This window comes from Psychrobacter sp. bablab_jr014 (assembly GCF_016464015.1).
In the GTDB taxonomy this organism is placed as follows: domain Bacteria; phylum Pseudomonadota; class Gammaproteobacteria; order Pseudomonadales; family Moraxellaceae; genus Psychrobacter.
In genome coordinates this window covers 1-18,715 of sequence record NZ_JACDXT010000040.1, presented here as the reverse complement: position 1 = coordinate 18,715, position 18,715 = coordinate 1, and the positions used below count along the sequence as shown (strand labels likewise).

16 protein-coding genes are annotated in these 18,715 nt (G+C 47.1%); 1 reads left to right on the top strand and 15 read right to left on the bottom strand.

Annotation, left to right across the window (positions count from 1 at the left end):
- Positions 1-47 precede the first annotated feature (47 nt).
- From JIE71_RS09200 to epmB, 6 genes are all read right to left on the bottom strand, one after another.
- On the bottom strand, positions 48-1,061 hold the full coding sequence (locus JIE71_RS09200; RefSeq protein WP_199508418.1) for a DUF58 domain-containing protein: 1,014 nt from the start codon (positions 1,059-1,061) through the stop codon (positions 48-50).
- A 33-nt stretch (positions 1,062-1,094) separates the two neighbouring features.
- Positions 1,095-2,063 (bottom strand): AAA family ATPase, encoded by a 969-nt coding sequence (locus tag JIE71_RS09195; protein ID WP_199508417.1) that lies wholly within the window; start codon positions 2,061-2,063, stop codon positions 1,095-1,097.
- A 66-nt stretch (positions 2,064-2,129) separates the two neighbouring features.
- Positions 2,130-2,582: a c-type cytochrome gene (locus tag JIE71_RS09190; RefSeq protein WP_199508416.1), complete on the bottom strand. Its 453-nt coding sequence runs from the start codon at positions 2,580-2,582 to the stop codon at positions 2,130-2,132.
- Between the two features lie 81 nt (positions 2,583-2,663).
- Complete coding sequence (locus JIE71_RS09185; protein WP_199508415.1) at positions 2,664-4,757, bottom strand: EAL domain-containing protein; 2,094 nt, start codon at positions 4,755-4,757, stop codon at positions 2,664-2,666.
- Positions 4,758-4,955: 198 nt separating this feature from the next.
- Positions 4,956-6,755, bottom strand: a complete 1,800-nt coding sequence (locus JIE71_RS09180; RefSeq protein WP_199508414.1) for a hypothetical protein — start codon at positions 6,753-6,755, stop codon at positions 4,956-4,958.
- Positions 6,756-7,016: 261 nt separating this feature from the next.
- On the bottom strand, positions 7,017-8,030 hold the full coding sequence (gene epmB, locus JIE71_RS09175; protein WP_199508413.1) for an EF-P beta-lysylation protein EpmB: 1,014 nt from the start codon (positions 8,028-8,030) through the stop codon (positions 7,017-7,019).
- A gap of 147 nt (positions 8,031-8,177) precedes the next feature.
- On the opposite strand from epmB, the gene efp reads away from it, so the two are divergent.
- Entirely contained in the window at positions 8,178-8,750 is a 573-nt protein-coding gene (efp, locus tag JIE71_RS09170; protein ID WP_199508412.1) for an elongation factor P, read from the top strand.
- Positions 8,751-8,822: 72 nt separating this feature from the next.
- Here efp and JIE71_RS09165 read toward each other — a convergent pair whose 3' ends face one another.
- The 9 genes from JIE71_RS09165 to JIE71_RS09125 all read right to left on the bottom strand — a co-directional run bounded on the left by JIE71_RS09165 (position 8,823) and on the right by JIE71_RS09125 (position 18,521).
- On the bottom strand, positions 8,823-10,559 hold the full coding sequence (locus tag JIE71_RS09165; RefSeq protein WP_323126926.1) for a GAF domain-containing hybrid sensor histidine kinase/response regulator: 1,737 nt from the start codon (positions 10,557-10,559) through the stop codon (positions 8,823-8,825).
- A gap of 59 nt (positions 10,560-10,618) precedes the next feature.
- Complete coding sequence (locus JIE71_RS09160; RefSeq protein ID WP_199508411.1) at positions 10,619-11,470, bottom strand: ThiF family adenylyltransferase; 852 nt, start codon at positions 11,468-11,470, stop codon at positions 10,619-10,621.
- 40 nt (positions 11,471-11,510) lie between these two features.
- Positions 11,511-12,395 carry a TatD family hydrolase gene (locus tag JIE71_RS09155; protein WP_199508445.1) on the bottom strand — a complete coding sequence of 295 codons (885 nt, stop codon included), beginning with the start codon at positions 12,393-12,395 and terminating at the stop codon, positions 11,511-11,513.
- 113 nt (positions 12,396-12,508) lie between these two features.
- Positions 12,509-13,540, bottom strand: coding sequence for a hypothetical protein (locus JIE71_RS09150; RefSeq protein WP_199508410.1), 1,032 nt, complete (start codon positions 13,538-13,540; stop codon positions 12,509-12,511).
- A gap of 141 nt (positions 13,541-13,681) precedes the next feature.
- On the bottom strand, positions 13,682-13,879 hold the full coding sequence (locus JIE71_RS09145) for a hypothetical protein (RefSeq protein WP_199508409.1): 198 nt from the start codon (positions 13,877-13,879) through the stop codon (positions 13,682-13,684).
- 8 nt (positions 13,880-13,887) lie between these two features.
- Positions 13,888-16,071 carry a type II secretion system secretin GspD gene (gspD, locus tag JIE71_RS09140; RefSeq protein WP_416232030.1) on the bottom strand — a complete coding sequence of 728 codons (2,184 nt, stop codon included), beginning with the start codon at positions 16,069-16,071 and terminating at the stop codon, positions 13,888-13,890.
- Positions 16,072-16,237: 166 nt separating this feature from the next.
- On the bottom strand, positions 16,238-17,182 hold the full coding sequence (locus tag JIE71_RS09135) for a type II secretion system protein N (protein ID WP_199508407.1): 945 nt from the start codon (positions 17,180-17,182) through the stop codon (positions 16,238-16,240).
- An 11-nt stretch (positions 17,183-17,193) separates the two neighbouring features.
- On the bottom strand, positions 17,194-17,994 hold the full coding sequence (gene gspN, locus JIE71_RS09130) for a type II secretion system protein N (protein ID WP_323126925.1): 801 nt from the start codon (positions 17,992-17,994) through the stop codon (positions 17,194-17,196).
- A 209-nt stretch (positions 17,995-18,203) separates the two neighbouring features.
- Positions 18,204-18,521 (bottom strand): H-NS family nucleoid-associated regulatory protein, encoded by a 318-nt coding sequence (locus tag JIE71_RS09125; protein WP_199508406.1) that lies wholly within the window; start codon positions 18,519-18,521, stop codon positions 18,204-18,206.
- Between the last annotated feature and the right edge of the window lie 194 nt (positions 18,522-18,715).

Genomic DNA, 18,715 nt, shown 5'->3' with positions numbered 1-18,715 from the left:
TGGGCTTGATCAATAAAAACAGATTAACGACTGATACAGATAAACCATTAAGGCAATTTTGCCAAGCGAATCAAGCACGCTTGTACAAAGGCATCACCCTGCCCGACTTTATGATTGTCCGCACTGTCTTGCGGCAGATACATCTGAAATGGCACGCCCATTTGTCCGAGCATCTTAACAGCGTAAGCCAGCTCACGCAGCTTGTCTTCATGATGCATACTTGGCATTTGGGTATACTGCAGCACCTGCTCGTGACCTACAGGGTCAGCAAAATGCTTGGTAAACATCCCTTGACCACGCGCCACATGCGCCCATGATACGCGAGCGAGCGACTCGCCAGACACATAGTCATCCAAGCGCTCAAAGTCATCTTGGCCTGACACATATTGTCCGCCTGCGGTTTGTTCGTCACCACGTACACTTTGGGTATTGGCTTGCCAATCAAAGGGTAATGACTTGGGGGTCACCCACGTCTGCCTTGCAAAATACACGTACGACCATGTGCGCATGATGCCGAGCGGATATACCGTACTGATGTGCAGCCGCGGCAATATCAGCGCACCGCGTTTGTTCGTCATGATAGGTAGGCGTAGTGTTTGCGCCTCCTTAATATTGGATAAGACCACGGCGGTTTGCTCGGATGTCGTGTCTTTATTATCAGCATCTTGTCCATCAAACACAAAACGCAGTTGGCGTCTGGGCTTGCTGCTACGGCTGCTCAGCTCAATAGTTGCCCACACAGGCTCCCCTGCTTCAGCGGTAGTCAGCTCCAGTAATCGCACCTGCAAACCTGATAGGTGCGCAAAGGTGATATGAAAGCTAATCAGCCAAATACTGACCAAATAAAAACACAATCCTAATACCAAGTTGTTGCCGTAATTTATACCTGCCACAAAAGTAATCAGCAGCAGTAGCGCAAATAGCAAACCCTCTTTACTAAAAAAAATGTAGACATTGCGCACACTCAGCCGCGCCTCGTCACTACGCGGTGCGCGCTTGGCAAACCAACGTGCCAGCGCCGTCTTGGGTAAGCGTGTTAGGGACGGTGAAAATACAGGCATAACCACCTTATTTGTTTATGCGCTGTGCGCCGATTAGGTCAAGACAGGCACATCATTGACGATACGCTGAGCGATGGTTTGGGTAGGTTGATGATGCTCGATATGTGCAGGCAAAAATGGCTGTCCCAAACGATGGTCCGTCACTGCGGGGAACACTGCTTGTACATCTTCAGGGGCGACTTCTTGCTGCCCAGAGACATAGGCATAGGCCTGTGCAGCACGTAGCAGCGCCAAGACACCACGCGGTGACAAGCCATGATATTCATGACTGGCGCGCGTCTTTGCGACCAAGCGCTGTAAATAATCGAGTACCGTATCGGACACGTACACTTCGGTCACTTGTTGCTGTGCGTTCATTACCGCATCGGTATCGAGCACCGCACTCATCTGCTCTAGTAGCGCGCGGCGACTTTGCCCGCGCAGTAATTCACGCTCGGCAGCCTGCGAGGGATACCCCAAAGACAGACACATTAAAAAACGGTCTAATTGCGACTCAGGCAGAGGATACACGCCCGATTGCTGTAATGGGTTTTGGGTCGCAATCACAAAAAACGGCTCGGGCAATGTATGGCGTTTGCCATCTTGGGACACTTGCCTTTCTTCCATTGCTTCAAGTAAGGCGCTTTGGGTTTTAGGACTGGAGCGATTGATTTCATCTGCCAATAACAGCTGGGTAAAAATCGGCCCTTTACGGAACTCAAAATTCAGCTTGTTTTGATCATAGATACTCATGCCCAAAATATCAGCAGGGAGCATATCATTGGTAAACTGTACGCGATTGAATGACAAGCCAAGCAGCTGCGCTAAGGCTTGCGCCAGTGTTGTCTTGCCCATACCAGGTAAATCCTGGAGCAACAGATGCCCGCCTGCCAGTACACAACTGAGCGCCAGCTTCACCACTTTAGGCTTATCAAGGACAATCTGATTGATCTGTGTGAGCAAGTGCGCCACGCGCGCCTGCTCATCGGTTATAGCGGTTTGGTGCGGATTGGCAATAGACATAAAAAAAGCAGTACCTTGTTGTTATTTTACATTGGTCGTTACTTCACATAATTGGTTTGATATGGACTATTGATTGAGTGTTGTTGGTTTTTCTTGACGCAAAGTGGACAAATAGGCAATCACATCCGCGCGCTCTTTAGCATCAGGCATTGGATCTGCCAGCATTTTGGTGTCTGGCAGGGCTTTCATCGCATCGGCGATGTAATGATCTAAACGATTCGCATCCCATACCCAGTGAGTATTTTTTAACGCATCACTATAAGCATAATCATTCAAATCAGCAGCAGGCGCGCCATACACATTCATCAGCTGTGGGCCTTTATTGTTGTGTCCTGGATTTAAGGTATGACATTGCGCGCAAGCATCGTTATATATTTCTTGTCCTGCTGCTGCATCGCCTTGTGTATACGCAGGTAAACTGACAGGGTTTCGATAATCAGGTGGTGGCGACTTGCAACCGCTTAGCATCAACATACTTACTGTCAATACGCCCAAATATCGCTTACTCGTTTCTGTCATAACTTACTTACCGCTCTACTAAAAACCACAACCATCATTCAGCTTGTTCACTGATGATGTTACCCTCTCTACTATCACTTTTTATGCGCCGCTTTCGGCAAAGTGCATTTGTAAACTTGGCTCTTCAAGGTAGTAACCTTGCAGATAACGTGCACCCACACTCCAAGACACAGACATGGTCGCTGCATCTTCGATATAGGGCATTAACACATCGATATGATGCTCGTTGGCACGGGTAATCAGCGCCTTGACGGTCTCTAAGTTGTCTTCATTGTTGATATTGTCGATATAGTTGCGCGACAGCTTAACCATTTGCGGCTGCATCGTATCAGCAATTTCAATGGATTTGGCAGAATTACCAAAATGATGAATCGCGACTTGGCAGCCAGTTTGGTTGAGCGCTGTAAACTGGGCTTTGGCCACGGTCAAATGATTGATGACATCTTGCTCACTAAATTGTAGGGTCAATGCATTCGGTGCCCCACCGATGGCTCTAATTAATTGACTGACGACATTGGGCAGCTGTTTATCCACCAAAGAGGCACTGGTCAGTTGTACTAAGATACGCGCATCGGGGTGCTGCTTACGAGCAGTATTCAGTTGTTTACAAGCATTAATGAGCACCCAGCGATCGATTTTTTCGCGCAGCTGGTGGGTTTTTGCAACTGCCATAAAATGCTCAGGCGTGAGGCGCGTGTCGTTTGCGTCACCCAGTGGTAGACTTAAATACACTTCAAAAAAGTCACTGCGGTCAGTATCAATGTCATAAATCGGCTGGAAAGACAGCTCAAAGCGGCTGTTAGTAATGGCATTGACCAAAGATTCGGCAAGCGCCATATCATCACTACTGGCATGTTGACTGGGGTCATACAAGTGATAACTGTTGCCATGATTTTTGGTTTCAATTTGTACTGTACTTGCCGCATCAATCGCCCGCTCTAGTAACACCTGTGGTTCGGCAGCGCCTTGCTCGATTTTAACGATGCCGATACTGATGGTCGTTGTGGCGGTACGCTGCGCCACCTCAATAGGCATGCTGCCAATCTCATTACGCAGGCGTTCTGCCAGATCTTTGATAGATTGCGTGGTCAAATCTTCCACCAAAATAGTAAAGGTGGTATCACCAAAACGGCTAACATGACCCTCTTCAACCAGCGCTTCTAAACGCTGTCCCACTTGCTGGATGGTAGTGTCTACGCCTTGTAAACCAATACTGCTATTGATTTTGCCGATATTATCGAGCTGAATATAATACAAGGCCGCGCTGCCTTGACCTGACTGTACTTTTTGATAAACCAGCGCCAGCTGCTCTTCTAGACCGCGGCGGTTACTGAGTCCAGTTAATGTATCTTGGCGTTCCGCTGCCGCTAAGCGTCTGGCAATCTCTTCACTATCTGCCACATTATTTTGAATAATCACTTGAGTGACAGGCACGCCTTCTAAGGTCGCGGCTGCCAGCTGCAACTTGGCCTCAAACGTCGAGCCATCCATGCGCCGACTTTCAAATTTAAACTCAACTTGATCACGACTGCCTTTATCAAACTTGCGCAAAAATTGTTTAAAATCTTTTACATTGTCTTTATTAGCAATCAAGTCAATGACAGGCACGCCTATAATGTCGGTCATACTGTCGTAGCCGAACATTTCAAGGTATGGGTCATTGGCATAAATGTGAATGCCTTGATCAAGATACGCCACGGCGCTTTTGGAGTTGCGAATCAAGATATTGGCACGCTGCTCAGCCTCAGATAAGATGTCACGCAGACCTTTTAGTTCACGGCGACTGCATAGGCTGGCATGCTGCAAACAAATACTCAGCACCACTTGGGCTTCATGTTCAGGTGCAACAGCTTTGACCATAGTGTCGTCAATAGCGATAGGTAACCCATCATCATTACTGGCTGCAGCCAGCTCGGCACTAATCAGACCAATGATTGGCAGATCCACGCCTTGTTCTTGTACAACGCCGACCACATCGGTAAAACTCATGTCGTAGGCACGGCCAAATACGAGCACATCCCACTGACTGCGCAAGGCTTTTAGCAGCTCTTCTTTGTCGTCTAAAAAGCCTAAATTGACCTCATCATAATAATGAGACAACAGGCCCACAATACGTTCAGCGTACAGCTGATCATCATCTATCACTAACAGATTAAGAAGCGCTCTGGTTTGCATAATAAACCTTATCACTGTGGCCATTTGTAAGCAGTTTAATCGCCTGCCTATATAAATACGGTATGGCCTGACATACATTATGTAATAAAGATGCCTGCGCCGTGATTTGTAAGTCGTTTTCGTAGCAGACAGTAAAATACTCTACAATATTAGCACACCTTATCTTATTTTTTACGGCTCTGCATACATAATCCGTACTTATAATTGCGCCACTTCAAACTGACTGAATCGCTCTGTGGTTAAAAGCCGTCGCTGTAAGCGTAACGATTTCTGTTTGTCTTGTAGGCGAAGAATGACGCGGTCTTGACTTTTAAACTGACACGAGGGCACAAGAATGCTACAGCCCGTTTGCAAGCGACTGTCACGCCCAAGCAGTAATGCAGGCACAAATCGCTGACTGCGCGTATCCCCTTGCTCAAGACGCAATGCACATGCTGTTGGTCGGTGACCAATAATTTGTGCCTCGGCTTCGACATACGCATTGTCAATAGTTAACCAGTGTACGACACCAAGAGACCAGTTTTGTGTGTCACTATCACTGTCCAATAAAAACAAACTCATATTTTTAAGACGCGGTGGTGCGGTCGCAAGTAGGTTCGTGTAGGCGCTATTCCCTAGCGTATTTTTACTGACAGTTTTTGCGGTAAATATGGGTGGTAAGGTTGTGGCCTTTGCACCTGATAACGGTTTTGTTGTACTGCACTCTACAATATCCTGTGCGGTCAGCAGCCGCAGTATTTTAATACTGTCTGCCGCTTGACTGTATTGCGGCAAGATGATGCTTAGTGTGTGGGTATCGCCCTTAGCGGGTAGCTTGGTATCTGCTATCGGTAGGTGTTTGGCAGGCAAACTCTTAGGTGCAATGAGTGCCATAAGACTGCGCTGTCCTGCAACATGATAGTGAATATTATCAAAACCAGTAATAATCTTGGCTTCAAGCATCACCGATTGTGGTGAGAGCGGTGCTACTTGACGCTGAATATAGCGATGCTGAAGCATAGACAGCACTTCAGTGATGAGACGATACTCATTGATTTTGTCCTCAGCTGTTTCTATATCAGACTTTTGCGTTTGTAGGTAAGACAAAAAAGGCTCAAGCTCGATAAACAAGCATAAGCTGCCCTCTTTATAAGGATTAATAGTACTAGAGGCTGTCAAATATTCAGGGGGCTGATTGATGTTTAAATTCACAAACAAGCGGGTGCGTGTCTGTGGCTCAAAGGTCACAACAATATGTTTGCTCCATACTGGTAACAGACGTTGTAGTAACACTAAGTTTGAGCGCCGCATCGCTAAAGTATTTAACAGCTCATATATACACAGCTGGCTATACAGCTCATGAATGCTGGTAGGCTGGGCGGTAGCCACCTGCTTACTGATATCTTTATGCGTAATGTGATGCATCGAGGCGGTTAAGTACAAGCGATTAAGCGCCGCCCAGACGTATGCTGGAGTAGACTCATAGCATAGCGCCTTTTCAAAAATAAGACGCTGGTAGAGCACCATCGACTGATAGATGGCGGTATTGAGTAATACCGTATTTGGCGACTCATCTCCAGCACCTAATAACTTACGCCAACCTTTTGGCGCTTGATGCGCGGCATAATCAGCGGCCGCACTCAGACGTACCACCAAGCCATCATAGACTGCAATCGCCAAGTAGCATAAAGACTTTATGGCTTTTACAGTACGCTGCTGGTCATCGTTTAATGCGCCAACCTCATGCACATAATGCTTACGCAACCTAGCAAGCAAACGCTGTAATGCCGTCAATACAGTATTCATCAACTGTAGACGTTGTACATCATCTATGGTGCTCATATTGAGCGTGGTTAAAATCGCTTCTAACTGAGCAATTTGTTTGTCTTCAGGCTGCGCAGGTAGACTGGCTGTCCATTTGAGCAGTTGCTGCTCTTTAGTGGCTTCTGTTTGTTGGCTTGCAGTGACTAACGAAAAGTCAAGCAAACTCTGTGCTGGTCGTGCAGCTGTTGCATTCATACTTGCTCCTTTTATCATAATATAGAGCCTGTACTATTCACTTCCTATGAATATCAAGTATGCCTATCTCCATTTTATCAGTCGCTGCAAAAGATTGTAGCAACAGCTATCGCGATGTATCGTAAGATACCTATGTTAAACCAACCATAAAACAATCAATAGGAAACAAATGCTTACTATGAGGCTGTATTATGCATGCTAGCACATCCATGCTGCCAGATGTCAAAATAACGATAAACGACAACCAATTATAATCTATATTTATGATATTGGGTCAGTATAGATATCCACTGGCACTTTAAAGGGTTTGTTCGGTAACTCTTTGACAAGCTTGGGCACAAGGTAGCCTGGTAGCGCCGCTAATACCTCCCAGTACAGCTTAATCGCCGCTGATTCCTCAATATCAAAGTGTGCCGCCCCAGCAACTTTATCTAAAATATGTAAATAATAAGGCAGTACATTTTTACTAAACAGTTTTTTACTTAAGTTTACCTGCGCTTCAAGACTATCGTTGATACCTGCTAAGAGCACGGCTTGATTGAGCAGAGTAATGCCTGCTGCATGTGCGCGCTGCAAATAGCTTGCGGTATGCGCGTCCAACTCATTGGCATGATTACAATGAATGACCATGACAATTTGACAGCGGCTCGCCTGCAAACGCGCCAGCAGCGCCTCGTCTAAACGTTCAGGAATGACCACAGGCAAGCGGGTATGCAAACGAATGGTATCTATTTGCGGCAAACCTTCAAGCACATCGAGCCATGCGAACAGACGCCTGTTACTGATACTCAGTGGGTCACCACCACTTAATATCACTTCATTCACATCAGCATGCGCGCGGATATAATCAACAATCTCGTCACCCACTTGTACAGTGGGCATATTTGCATTGTAATCAAAGTGCTGGCGAAAGCAGTAGCGACAATGAATTGCGCACGCACCTGTAATCGGCATCAAAACTCTTGATTGGTATTTATGCAGCAGACCTTTGATTGGGTTTTGGGTATTTTCTGAGAGTGGGTCGCTCACATAACCTGTCACTGCGATTTGTTCTTGCGTATCAGGCAGCACTTGCTTTAATAATGGGTCATTGATATCACCCACGCGCATTTTGGCAACAAAGCCGTGCGGGACACGCAGCTTAAAATGCTGCGGGACATAAACGTCTGCTCGATGCGCGCTTAAGTCTAAATGCGCAAGCAGTTCATCGACCGAGGTGATGGCCTCGGATAATTGTGTTTGCCAGTTTTTTTGTGTGATTAAATGGTTTATCATGACAGCCTAATATGTGCGCTCAAAACGACATTATACGCTGTTCTATAGCGCGCTATCAAAGTATGCCCACCAAATCCAACCACGTCTTATCACGTGTCGTTGCTCTGGTTGATTATCATATTTTTAACAACCCCCTAGGAGTCTTTTGTGGCAAGTTTTTCTACCAATGAATTTAAAGCTGGACTAAAAGTGATGCTCGATGGCAACCCATGTGCCATCATCGACAACGAGTTTGTCAAACCTGGTAAAGGTCAAGCGTTTAACCGTGTCAAACTGCGCAACCTACGCAGCGGTAAAGTGCTTGAGCAAACCTTCAAATCAGGCGATAGCTTAGAAGCGGCTGACGTGATCGATACAGAAATGAACTATCTGTACAACGATGGTGAGTTTTGGCACTTTATGCACCCTGAGACATATGACCAACTGCAAGCAGACAAGGCGGCGCTTGGCGATGCAGGAAAATGGCTAAAAGACAACAGCAATGCACTTTGTGTGATTACTCTATTTAATGGCGTGCCATTATCAGTGACTCCACCGAACTTTGTTGAATTAGAAATTACCGAAACCGATCCAGGTGTACGCGGTGATACTTCTGGCGGCGGTGGTAAGCCTGCGGTACTAGAAACGGGCGCCGTGGTTCGCGTGCCATTATTCGTACAACAAGGTGAAGTGGTTCGTGTCGATACGCGTACGGGCGATTATCAGACGCGTGTCAACTAAGCACTACCAACGCTTAGCCAACAAAAAAGCGCCTCATACAAATTGAGGCGCTTTTTTATTGTCATTAAAAATTCAGTCCATTTGCATTGAATACTTGTGCATGAGCCAATATTGAACAATCGCATTTAACTGCTCCTTTTTAAACGGCTTGGTACAATAATCCTGCATACCTGCTTGCAAATAGCGTTCACGCTCGCCGTCCATCGCATTAGCAGTTAAAGCAATAATGGGTGGCAGCGTCGCCTCATCATACATTTCACGCAATTTAAGCGTGGCATGAATACCATCCATAATCGGCATGTGATGATCCATTAAGATAACATCATAATGCTTGGGATCATCGGCAAAGGCTTCCACCGCCTTTTGTCCGTCCATAACGTGTGTGACCGTATGACCGCAGCTGACTAAGGCTTTTTTGGCAATCATGGCGTTCACATTGTCGTCTTCGACCAATAAAACGTGTCCTGTACACTGGGTCAATGGTTCAGGCTCAACGCGGGTTGCGTACTGTGAAACCTCATATTGCTCATGATCAAGTGTTGGTAATGGTAAAATCACCTCAAAGGTCGTACCCACACCGACGTCGCTTTTGACACGGATACTGCCACCCATCAGCTCAACTAAAGATTTACATACTGATAGCCCCAATCCTGTGCCGCCATATAGGCGATGCGTCGATTTGTCTGCTTGATTATATGCATCAAAAATTGCTTCTAATGACTCAGGCTTGATACCCACGCCCGTATCAGTCACTGCGATACATATCATCTCACTACAGTTTTCATCATTGCTGTCTTTGTCCTGAACCACACAATACGACCAATTACTGTACAAAGCATAAGTCACATTGATATTAACGCGCCCACCTTCGCGGGTAAATTTAATGGCATTGTTCACCAAGTTGGCCAATATCTGCTTTAAGCGCACGGGATCACCTTGGACATAAGGTGACAGCTCGCCTGTGTAGTGATAATCAAGCGTTAAACCACGTTTTCGCGCTTTGGCAGTAAATAGGCTAACCACTTCATTACAAAGCGCCGATAAATTCATCGGCACACTATCAATGGTCATTCTACCCGCTTCGACTTTGGATAGGTCTAAGATACCATTAATAATAACAAGTAAATGGTCGGTCGATGTCTTGATATTGTCCACATAATCGCGCTGCTCCTCTGTCAACGGCGTATCGTCTAGCATATCGACCATACCCATGATGCCATTCATGGGTGTACGGATTTCATGACTCATATTGGCCAAAAACTCAGACTTCATTTGACTGTCGTGTTTGGCTTGGCGCTGGTTTTTGTGTAGCTGCAATGCATCTGCCGCCATCGCACCAAACTCAGCAAGTAGTTGCTGTTTTTGTTTATCAAAGTCGTGCTTTGGCTGGGTATCTATCACACATAGCGAGCCCAAACGAAATGTTTGGTTGTCTTCTTTTAAAACAATCGGCGCGCCTGCGTAAAAGCGAATATGTGGCGGCTCGGTCACTAAAATATTGTGAATAAAACGCTTATCAGCACTCAAATCAGGCACGACAAACACATCGTTAGACAATACCGTGTAATTACAGATGGCAGCACTACGCGGCGTACTACAGACACTACCAAGACCATGAGGTGACTTTAGATACTGCGTTTCTTCATCCATAAAGGTAATAGCGACAATAGGCACATCAAAGAACATCTTGACCATATTGGTCAGACGTGAAAAAGCAGGCTCAACATCGCTGTTTAAAACCTTATATTCGCGCAATTTAGCAATGCGTGCTTTTTCATCGGCGGCTATTGGATAAGTATAAGTAGACACTTAAGTCTCCATAGTTCAACAGGAAATAGAGTTAAATGCTTGTCACGTATCATGAGCACTCACGCTTTGCCAATCAGCCCAAGCGCTTCACTGACCATCATCATACCAACTATTGAGGTAATCGTCACTGCAGAACCGTAACCACCGCAATGCAAACCGTTCGTCTGACAGCTTTTATCAACAATAGGTGGCTCTGTAGAATACACACAGCGAATACCAAACTTTTCTTTTAACTGACTATTGATGCCCTTTTCATGACGTAATTTGTTTCTAAGCCTTGCTAATAGTGGATCTTGATAGCAGTCTTTTAAATCGCTAACAGTAATTTGCTTAGGGTCAATCTTACCACCAGCCCCGCCAGCACACACAAGCTTTAGTTTATTAAAACGGCAGTGCAATGCAATAGCAAGCTTTGCAGACATATCATCAACACAATCTAAAATAACCACTGGTCTATTTTCTAATGCCGCTTGTTTTGCTGCTGCTTTATCAGGTAATAATGCGGCAACGTTATCTGGCGTTAAAAAATCATCCACTAAGTTTAATGTCAGCTTGGGGTTAATTTGCGTCAACCGCGCGCCCATCGCTTCGATTTTACTTTGGCCAAACGTTTCATCTAATGCAGGCAGCTGGCGATTGACATTAGAGGCGACCAAAACATCCATATCAATCAAGGTAATCGTGCCGACCCCTGTCCGTGCCAATCCTTCAGCCGCCCATGAGCCAACCCCACCGACACCAATCACGTAAACATGCGCATTTGCAAAACGCGCAAACGCCGCTTCGCTATACAAGGTTTTAGTCCCTTGAAAACGGCGCTCGTATTGATCATCATCTTTGGATGGTGTTTCATCACTCACATCAAAACTAACATTTGCATCTTTGACTGCGTGGGTCGTTGTTACGCTCATAATTACTCATCTTATCTTAGTATAAACAGCCGCTATGTGTTTAAGCGGGATACGCCCAATCACACTGTAGTGCGTAGCAACTATTGTGCCATAATTGCGGTGCAAGGTCAGTAGCTGCGCAGTTTAGCAGCTCACTTAACGCATTGAGTACCCATGTCAAATTGGCGGGGGTATTGCGTGTCATTGCAGCTGCGCCCTCTACCGTCTCGTTATGGTTAGGCTGACACATAACAGGCAGCATATCAGGACAGTCAGTCTCGATGACGAGGCAGGCGATGCCATATTCTTGCACTGCCGCTTTAATGGCGCGGCGCAGTTTTTTGGCATTGGGATTGGTAATTTGTCCTGTGACACCAAGCTTAAAACCCAGTTTCACAAAGGCTTTGGCTTCTTGTTCTCCCCCACTAAAACTATGGGCAATACCGCCTAACTCATGCGCGTTATAAGCATGTTTTTTTAATATAGCAAGCGCTTGGGCATGTGCTTTACGGATATGTAGCAGCACAGGCAGCTGATACTGAACAGCCATGTCTAGCTGGGCATGAAAAAATCGCGTTTGCTTAGCAACCATGTCAGGCGCTTTCATATCAGTAGTAAAGGTATCTAAGCCTATCTCGCCTATCGCAATGGGACGCGTTGTCTTAATCTGTGCTGCTAAAGCCTCTAAGTGCGCCTCTGTGTGCTGGTCGATATAAAAGGGATGTAATCCTAACGCCACGTGGGCTTTGGGTACTGGGTCAGCGGTCGTTGCCAGCTGGTTTAGTTCTTTTTGTACTTGATACAGACGCGCTATGTGCTCATTTACATAGCCCACCAATAGTAAATGCCGCACCCCGCGCGCCCATGCCAACTGCGCTTGCTCAGGACGGTCAGGCACAAATGAGGCATCATCAAAATGGGTATGGGTATCAATCAGCGGATACATTGGCATCTGTGGTGGTGGGCATATGGTGTCGGCGGTGAGCATGGTGTCCTTTTTAATAAGTTTTTTGTTGTGAGTTTAAGACGATATATAGTTGTTATTCTTTAATTATTTGGTTATTCGCTCTCTAGGCTGACGCTCGCCGTATTCGGTGCTTTTTCATTATCCGTTGATTTATCAGTAGCGGCATGGACGATGTAGCGCGGTTTGATTAAACCGTCGATTAATCCATAAGGTACCATTAAGTCTACCGCCTCGGTATTACCTGCCAGCAGCTCTTCAGACTGATAGACCATGTGCAGTCCTTCGCTATCTAAATACCACTGCTTTGATAAAGCAAGTGGCCAATCATCTTGTTTTTCAGCGGCGATGCCTTGCGTGCTGAGCCATTCTTTTTTGGCATCTTGAAAGGTGTCTAGTAACTGCTCATGCGTGATATGCGGCAGCAAAATGTCAGAGAGCGTCAGTTGTAACTGGGTTTGCATATCCAGCATTACATAGTGTGCAAACTGGCGTTCAGCCCCTGTATCTGTATTGGTCAGACGTATAACCAAGTATCCAGTATGAGCGGGCGCGTCGGTTTGGGTGTTTGCGGCCTTAGCTTGCGCCGTACTTTGAGGGTTTAAAACCAAGTCAGTGTCAATACGCTGGTGTAGCGGTAAGGTCTTGACTCGCTGCTCGCTATAGGCAATTTGATTAAACAAGATACTAACCGTCTTTTTAGCGGCTTCGTCTTGGCTGGTTAATGGCATCTCAGGCGCTAAAATACGCGCAATACTTTGCCACATAATGGTGGTGAGCCATGGTTGCTCTGGACGGAAGTGTAAAACATTGAGCTCAAATGATTGGCAATCGGCATTATCAGCGGGACAGCCACGCTGCCGAGCGATGGCTTGACGATGCACGACATCTATCGTCGGCGCTGAGGTATCGACAGCCTGTAAAGGTTTTACCACAGCGGTCGTATCCGTATTCGTTTGCGCATCTGTAGCTGCAGTGTCACTTGATTCAACCGTCTCAAATTCTGCCTGCTGCTCGAACATCGATTTGGGCTGCGGCTGGCAGCCAAACAGCAGCCCTATCACTGCGATGCTTAAGGGCAAGCGCGATGCATAGAATAAATGAGCAAAACGAGAAAAAATGGTCATAAAGGGCACGATCAGTAGAGTAACGACAGTTCTTTTAATAATACCCAAAATGATAGCGCAAAGGAGCACAGCTTATCGCTTTTCATGACATTACTTACACGAAACGCCATTAACAGACATAGAGTGGCACAAATTTATACTTTATTTGTCTGCATCAGTCCTATTCTTTAAAGGTAGATTGTTTGTCACCCTATCTGTACGGCGACTACTGCGTCTTGGAATAAGTGTAAGCGCAATACCTGTTAGCAGTAGCAGTTGCCATTTTTTAGGACGTCTCTTAACCTGTTTATTGGGCGTTGACGCATCGGTCTGCGTCGTTGCACCTTTTGATTGTGTCATTATCATCCTCAGCGCTGTAGCGGATAAGTGCGCAGCCCACCCGTGCTGGTGTTCGCATCCTCACTGACTCTGGTAAAGCCTGACGGTGCCGTGCTTTGGTCTCGTTTGGGCACTAAAGGATTTAAGGGCATCAGCTCATAATCTTGGCTTACATCACCATCCCAGCCCTCAGTACCGCTAAGTGGCAGTTGCTTAATCGTGCCGTTTTTATCAATGACCAGTTGCAACACGCGCATTTGATTGTACTTGCGCTCAGTCACACTGGCGACTGCGCCGCCGTCGCGCAAGATGGTTGGCTGCAAAAAGATAATCAGGTTGCTCTTTTGCGTACTGTCGCTGTCCGAGCGGAACAAGCGCCCAATCACAGGCACCCTGCCAAGGCCTGGAACGCTTTGTTGATTGGTGGTGGTGTTGTCGCGCATCAAGCCGCCTAAAGCAATGGTTTGCTGATCGTCCGCCAATATCGTGGTATTGATAAGGCTTTTATTAGTAATCAAGCCACTGGCATTGGATGTGCTGCCTGGCACGACAGAAGACACCTCTTGCGAGACTTCGAGACGCACGGTGCCGTTGTCACCAATATGCGGTATGACGTTTAAGTTAATACCGATGTCTTTACGCTCAATGGTCTGAAAAGGATTGTCTGAGCTGTTGCCACTTGTGGTATACGAGCCTGTGACAAAGGGCACGTTTTGACCCACTAAAATGCTCGCCTTTTCATTATCAAGCGTCAAAATAGAGGGCATAGATAGCAAATTAGCACTGGTGGTGGAGTCAAGCGCTTGCAAAATCGCGCCATAAAATTGCGTGTTGCCATTACTGTCTTTGCTGCTGTCGCCGATACCAATGAGCGCGCCTGCAATGGAGCTGGCAGCAGCACTAATCGCCGTTGACGAGCCGCCCGAGAGCGCCGCTGCGGCAAGTGAGGTGGCACTCGCGCCGACATTGCTAAAGTTAACCACACCATAGCCGCTATTGGCATTACCCAGCGCCCACTGGACTCCGAGCTGCTTGGCATCGTCGCCTGAGATTTCCACAATAGCGGCTTGAATCAAGACCTGCGCACGCCGACTGTCCAATTGATTGACCGCATCTTCAATCTCGAGCATCAGCTCAGGCGCGGCGTTGACAATAACGGCATTTTGGGTTTCGTCTGCAATAATGCTAAAGGGTCGTCCACCAATACCACCCGTGCCTACACTGCTCACGTTGCCACTATTGGTGACGCTGGTGGCGGGTGTATTACTAGCCGCTGCAGTGCTTGTACTGCCTAACGTACTTGTACCACCACTGGCATTGTCTAACGAGGCAGGCTCTAAGGTTGAGGTTGCGCCCGTGCTGTTGATTGATTGATTGGCCAGTAAGCCGCGCAGCATCTCAGCAATGTGCCCTGCGCTGGCGTACTTTAAACGAAAAACGCGCAAGCCACTTAAGCGGCGAGTGGGTATGGTGTCCAGCTGCTCAACCATCGCTTGGACTTTGGCAATCATCTCAGGACTGCCTTTAACCAAGATACGGTCGCTTGCGGCGTCTGCAATGACTTTGAGTTGATTGCTGCCTGTCGATTGCGCACCGCCTGTCCCTGCGGTCAGCGCGCTGATCAGCTCCATCATACGTTCAGCATCGACATGACGCAGCGGAATGACGCGCAGGCTATCATTAACATTGCTGTCCAAATCACGAATCAACGCGGTCAGCTGGTTTAAACTCTCAGCACGGTCCGAAAGCACCAAAGCATTGACGCCAGAGACGGCAGCCGCGTGCGCAGATTGCGGCATCAAGGGGCGAATCGCGCCCAAGATTTCTGCCGCTTGCGTGTTGGTTAAGTAAATCACGCGGGTCGCTAATGCTTCGCCTGCACTATTACCACGCAAGTCGACCGCCACGCCCGATTGCTTGGCGACCGCGTCGGGCACAAGCTTAATGGTATTGCCTGAATCAATCGCTGCGATACCATTGACCTGCATCACGCTTAAAAACAGCTGATAAATCTCTTCGCGTGATAAGGCGCGGTTAGAGATGACTGTGACATTGCCATTAATACGCGGATCGAGCACAAAGTTTTGATTGGTAATGGTCGCCACTTCATTAATAAAGGCTTTGATATCGGCATCTTGCAGATTGACTTTCCAACTCTCAGCATTGGCAAAGCCCGTCGCCGCTACCCAAAGCGGCACACTCAAACACAGCATACGCACTGCTTGTACCAGCGGTGCCACGATAGGTGATAGCGCAGCCTTACCCACAGAATACCCTGCTTTTTTGGTCTTACCTGTAATCATAGTTACTCGCTGTTGTGTCACTTATTACCAAAAATAGATCGATAGCCGTCACCTTGCATCACGAGGCTGTATTGGCTTAAAACTGCTGGCGAATGGTAATTACCTGCTCGCCGCGCTGTACTTGTATCTGTGCTTCGCCTGATTGCTGCACTTGTTTTAGCAAATCGGCATCCTGAGTAGGATTGCTGCCCACGCTCTGGCCATTGACGCTGAGCACTCTATCGCCTGATTCTAAACCCAAACGATTGCGTATATTGGCAGGCATCGCCGCTGTGACCTGATAACCACTACCTGATGCCATCACACCCATACGGCTTAAATAACTGGCAGGGTTATTCTTCAGCGCCTCTGCGGCACTGTCGATAGCATCCGCAGGATTATTACTCTCTGGTGCGACCGCCCCACTGTCTCTATCGTCAGTATTGTTTGCTGGTGCATTGGGATTCACCATTGGCCCGCTGGGTATCATATTAGGCAAGTTCGCTAAACCATCATAGGCGGGCAAACCACTGGTATTGGCAGGCAAAGCGGCATTTTGTACGGTGTTTGGTGCTGGACGATTTTGATCTAAAGACAAATTGTCCGCAAGACGTACTACCGTCTGTTTGTTTTGCGCATCGCTAATGACGGCCGTATTCCAGTCGACCGCCACCAAGGTATATTGCGTGCCTTTTAAAGTGCTGCCAATACGATAGTTGGCGACTTCGCCATTGACCGACAGCATTGCAGACGATAGGGATGCAGGCTCAGCCAGCAGTACCCCAGTCAAGCTGACATTGGGTGGCGGCGTGCTGGTAGCGGCGGGCGCGTCATCAGTAAATAAGGCAAACAGGCTGCTGTTTTGTGCGCTCATGGTGCTTTTTGGCGTCAAGGGCACAGGCGGCAGCATCGGTGCGCGCGGCGGTGCTAAGATGAGCCATAGCAGCTGCGCTGCGACCCAACACAGCCAAAATATCGCTAGCAGCAACCACAATACGCCTGTACGCTGTACTCGCGCCAGCCACGGTTTCAAAGCACTCATTGCTACTGCCATCAGCGCGCCCCCAACTGCATCAACGGCTGACGCACGCTCACCACATTGGTATCTTGCGGCGCTTTGCCTTTATAGTTGGGCATTTGCTCTAATAAACGCTGCGTTAAGCTGATATCGAGCATCTGATTGCCATCAATATAAATATCGCCAAGGCGCTTGTCTTGATTGTCCAATAAATTAAGTTGCAGACGCGCTTGATTGTCTTTTTGTTCAGCGCTTAATTGTGCGCGCATCGGTGGTATGGTCAAATACAGATGCTGCCCACCACTTGGATAACCGAGCGTACCGCCAACCCATGTCAGCTGCCCATCTGCATCATAAAATCCTGCCGCCTGTCCGCTATCGGCGTCTTGATAGGCGAGCTGTAAATTATTGACCTGAATGGGCGTGTCTGGCAGCTGCCAATTAATAAGTCGGCGCAGCGTCTCTGGCGAAATTTTGCCATCCATCTCTGCCACAGACCAGCCATGACGGCCAATACTCAGCTGACCATCCAGCCGCGTCTGTCCTGATTGCAGCTGGGCATCTGCGCCAAATTTGCCCAAAAACAGCTGCCACGGCTGCCATGTCCACGTCCCTGAACCTGTGAGCGCGCCGCCACTGGTCGGCAGCTGCCAAATTAGCGACCCTTGCCAGATATTGCCTGATACATACTGTATATAGCGGTTATCGGGTGCGTATTTACCAAGTAGCCAAGAGGCGGGCATTTGCAGCAGTACCATCAGCATAAACAGCACGCCGCCTACCAGCCACCATAGCTTGCGCGGACGCTTTTGGGCAAAGTCTTGGGATGTCGCCACAGCTCACTACTCTTTTAAACAGTATAAAAATGCCACCATCATAACAAACAATCGCTCATTAATAACAGTAAAAAACAACCATAAAAAAGCCAGTATCTGTATAGGTAGATACTGGCTTTATAGACTGCCTATTTATGTTATGACAGTCTAATGATGATTTATGACGTCTTATTGACACATTCTCTTTATCATCACTCCCTTTGCCAAAATTACACGGCAAAGTCTTCTAGGTCTTGACCATTTTCTAATGCGGTTACCAGCCATGTTGGTTTACGGCCACGGCCAGTCCAAGTTTCGCTGGCATTTTCGGTGTTGCGGTATTTGATGTTGCGTTTTTTCTCTAAGCTCTCGCCCGCTTTTAGAATCTCTTCAATCGTGGTGTTGCATTCTTCAGCGATGGCTTCAAACTGCGTGTACGCATCAAATAGACGCTGGTCTTGTTTTTTGCTGATAAGCTGCTGTGCATTTTCAGTGATGGCGCGTAGTTCATCTACGTTCAAGCTTTCTAGATCGATAGTGTTGCTCATAGTAACCTCTGCTGTTATAAATAATAATGGGTAAAACTCATACACATGGTCATAATCAAAACGCGACAATCAGACACTATGTTTTATTATCGCGTCTGTTTTATAAAAAATAAACCATAGCCATGTTAGCGCAAAATATTAACATACTCTTATTCAATAATGAATATATAATGTTTATATCTCTTATTATTTTT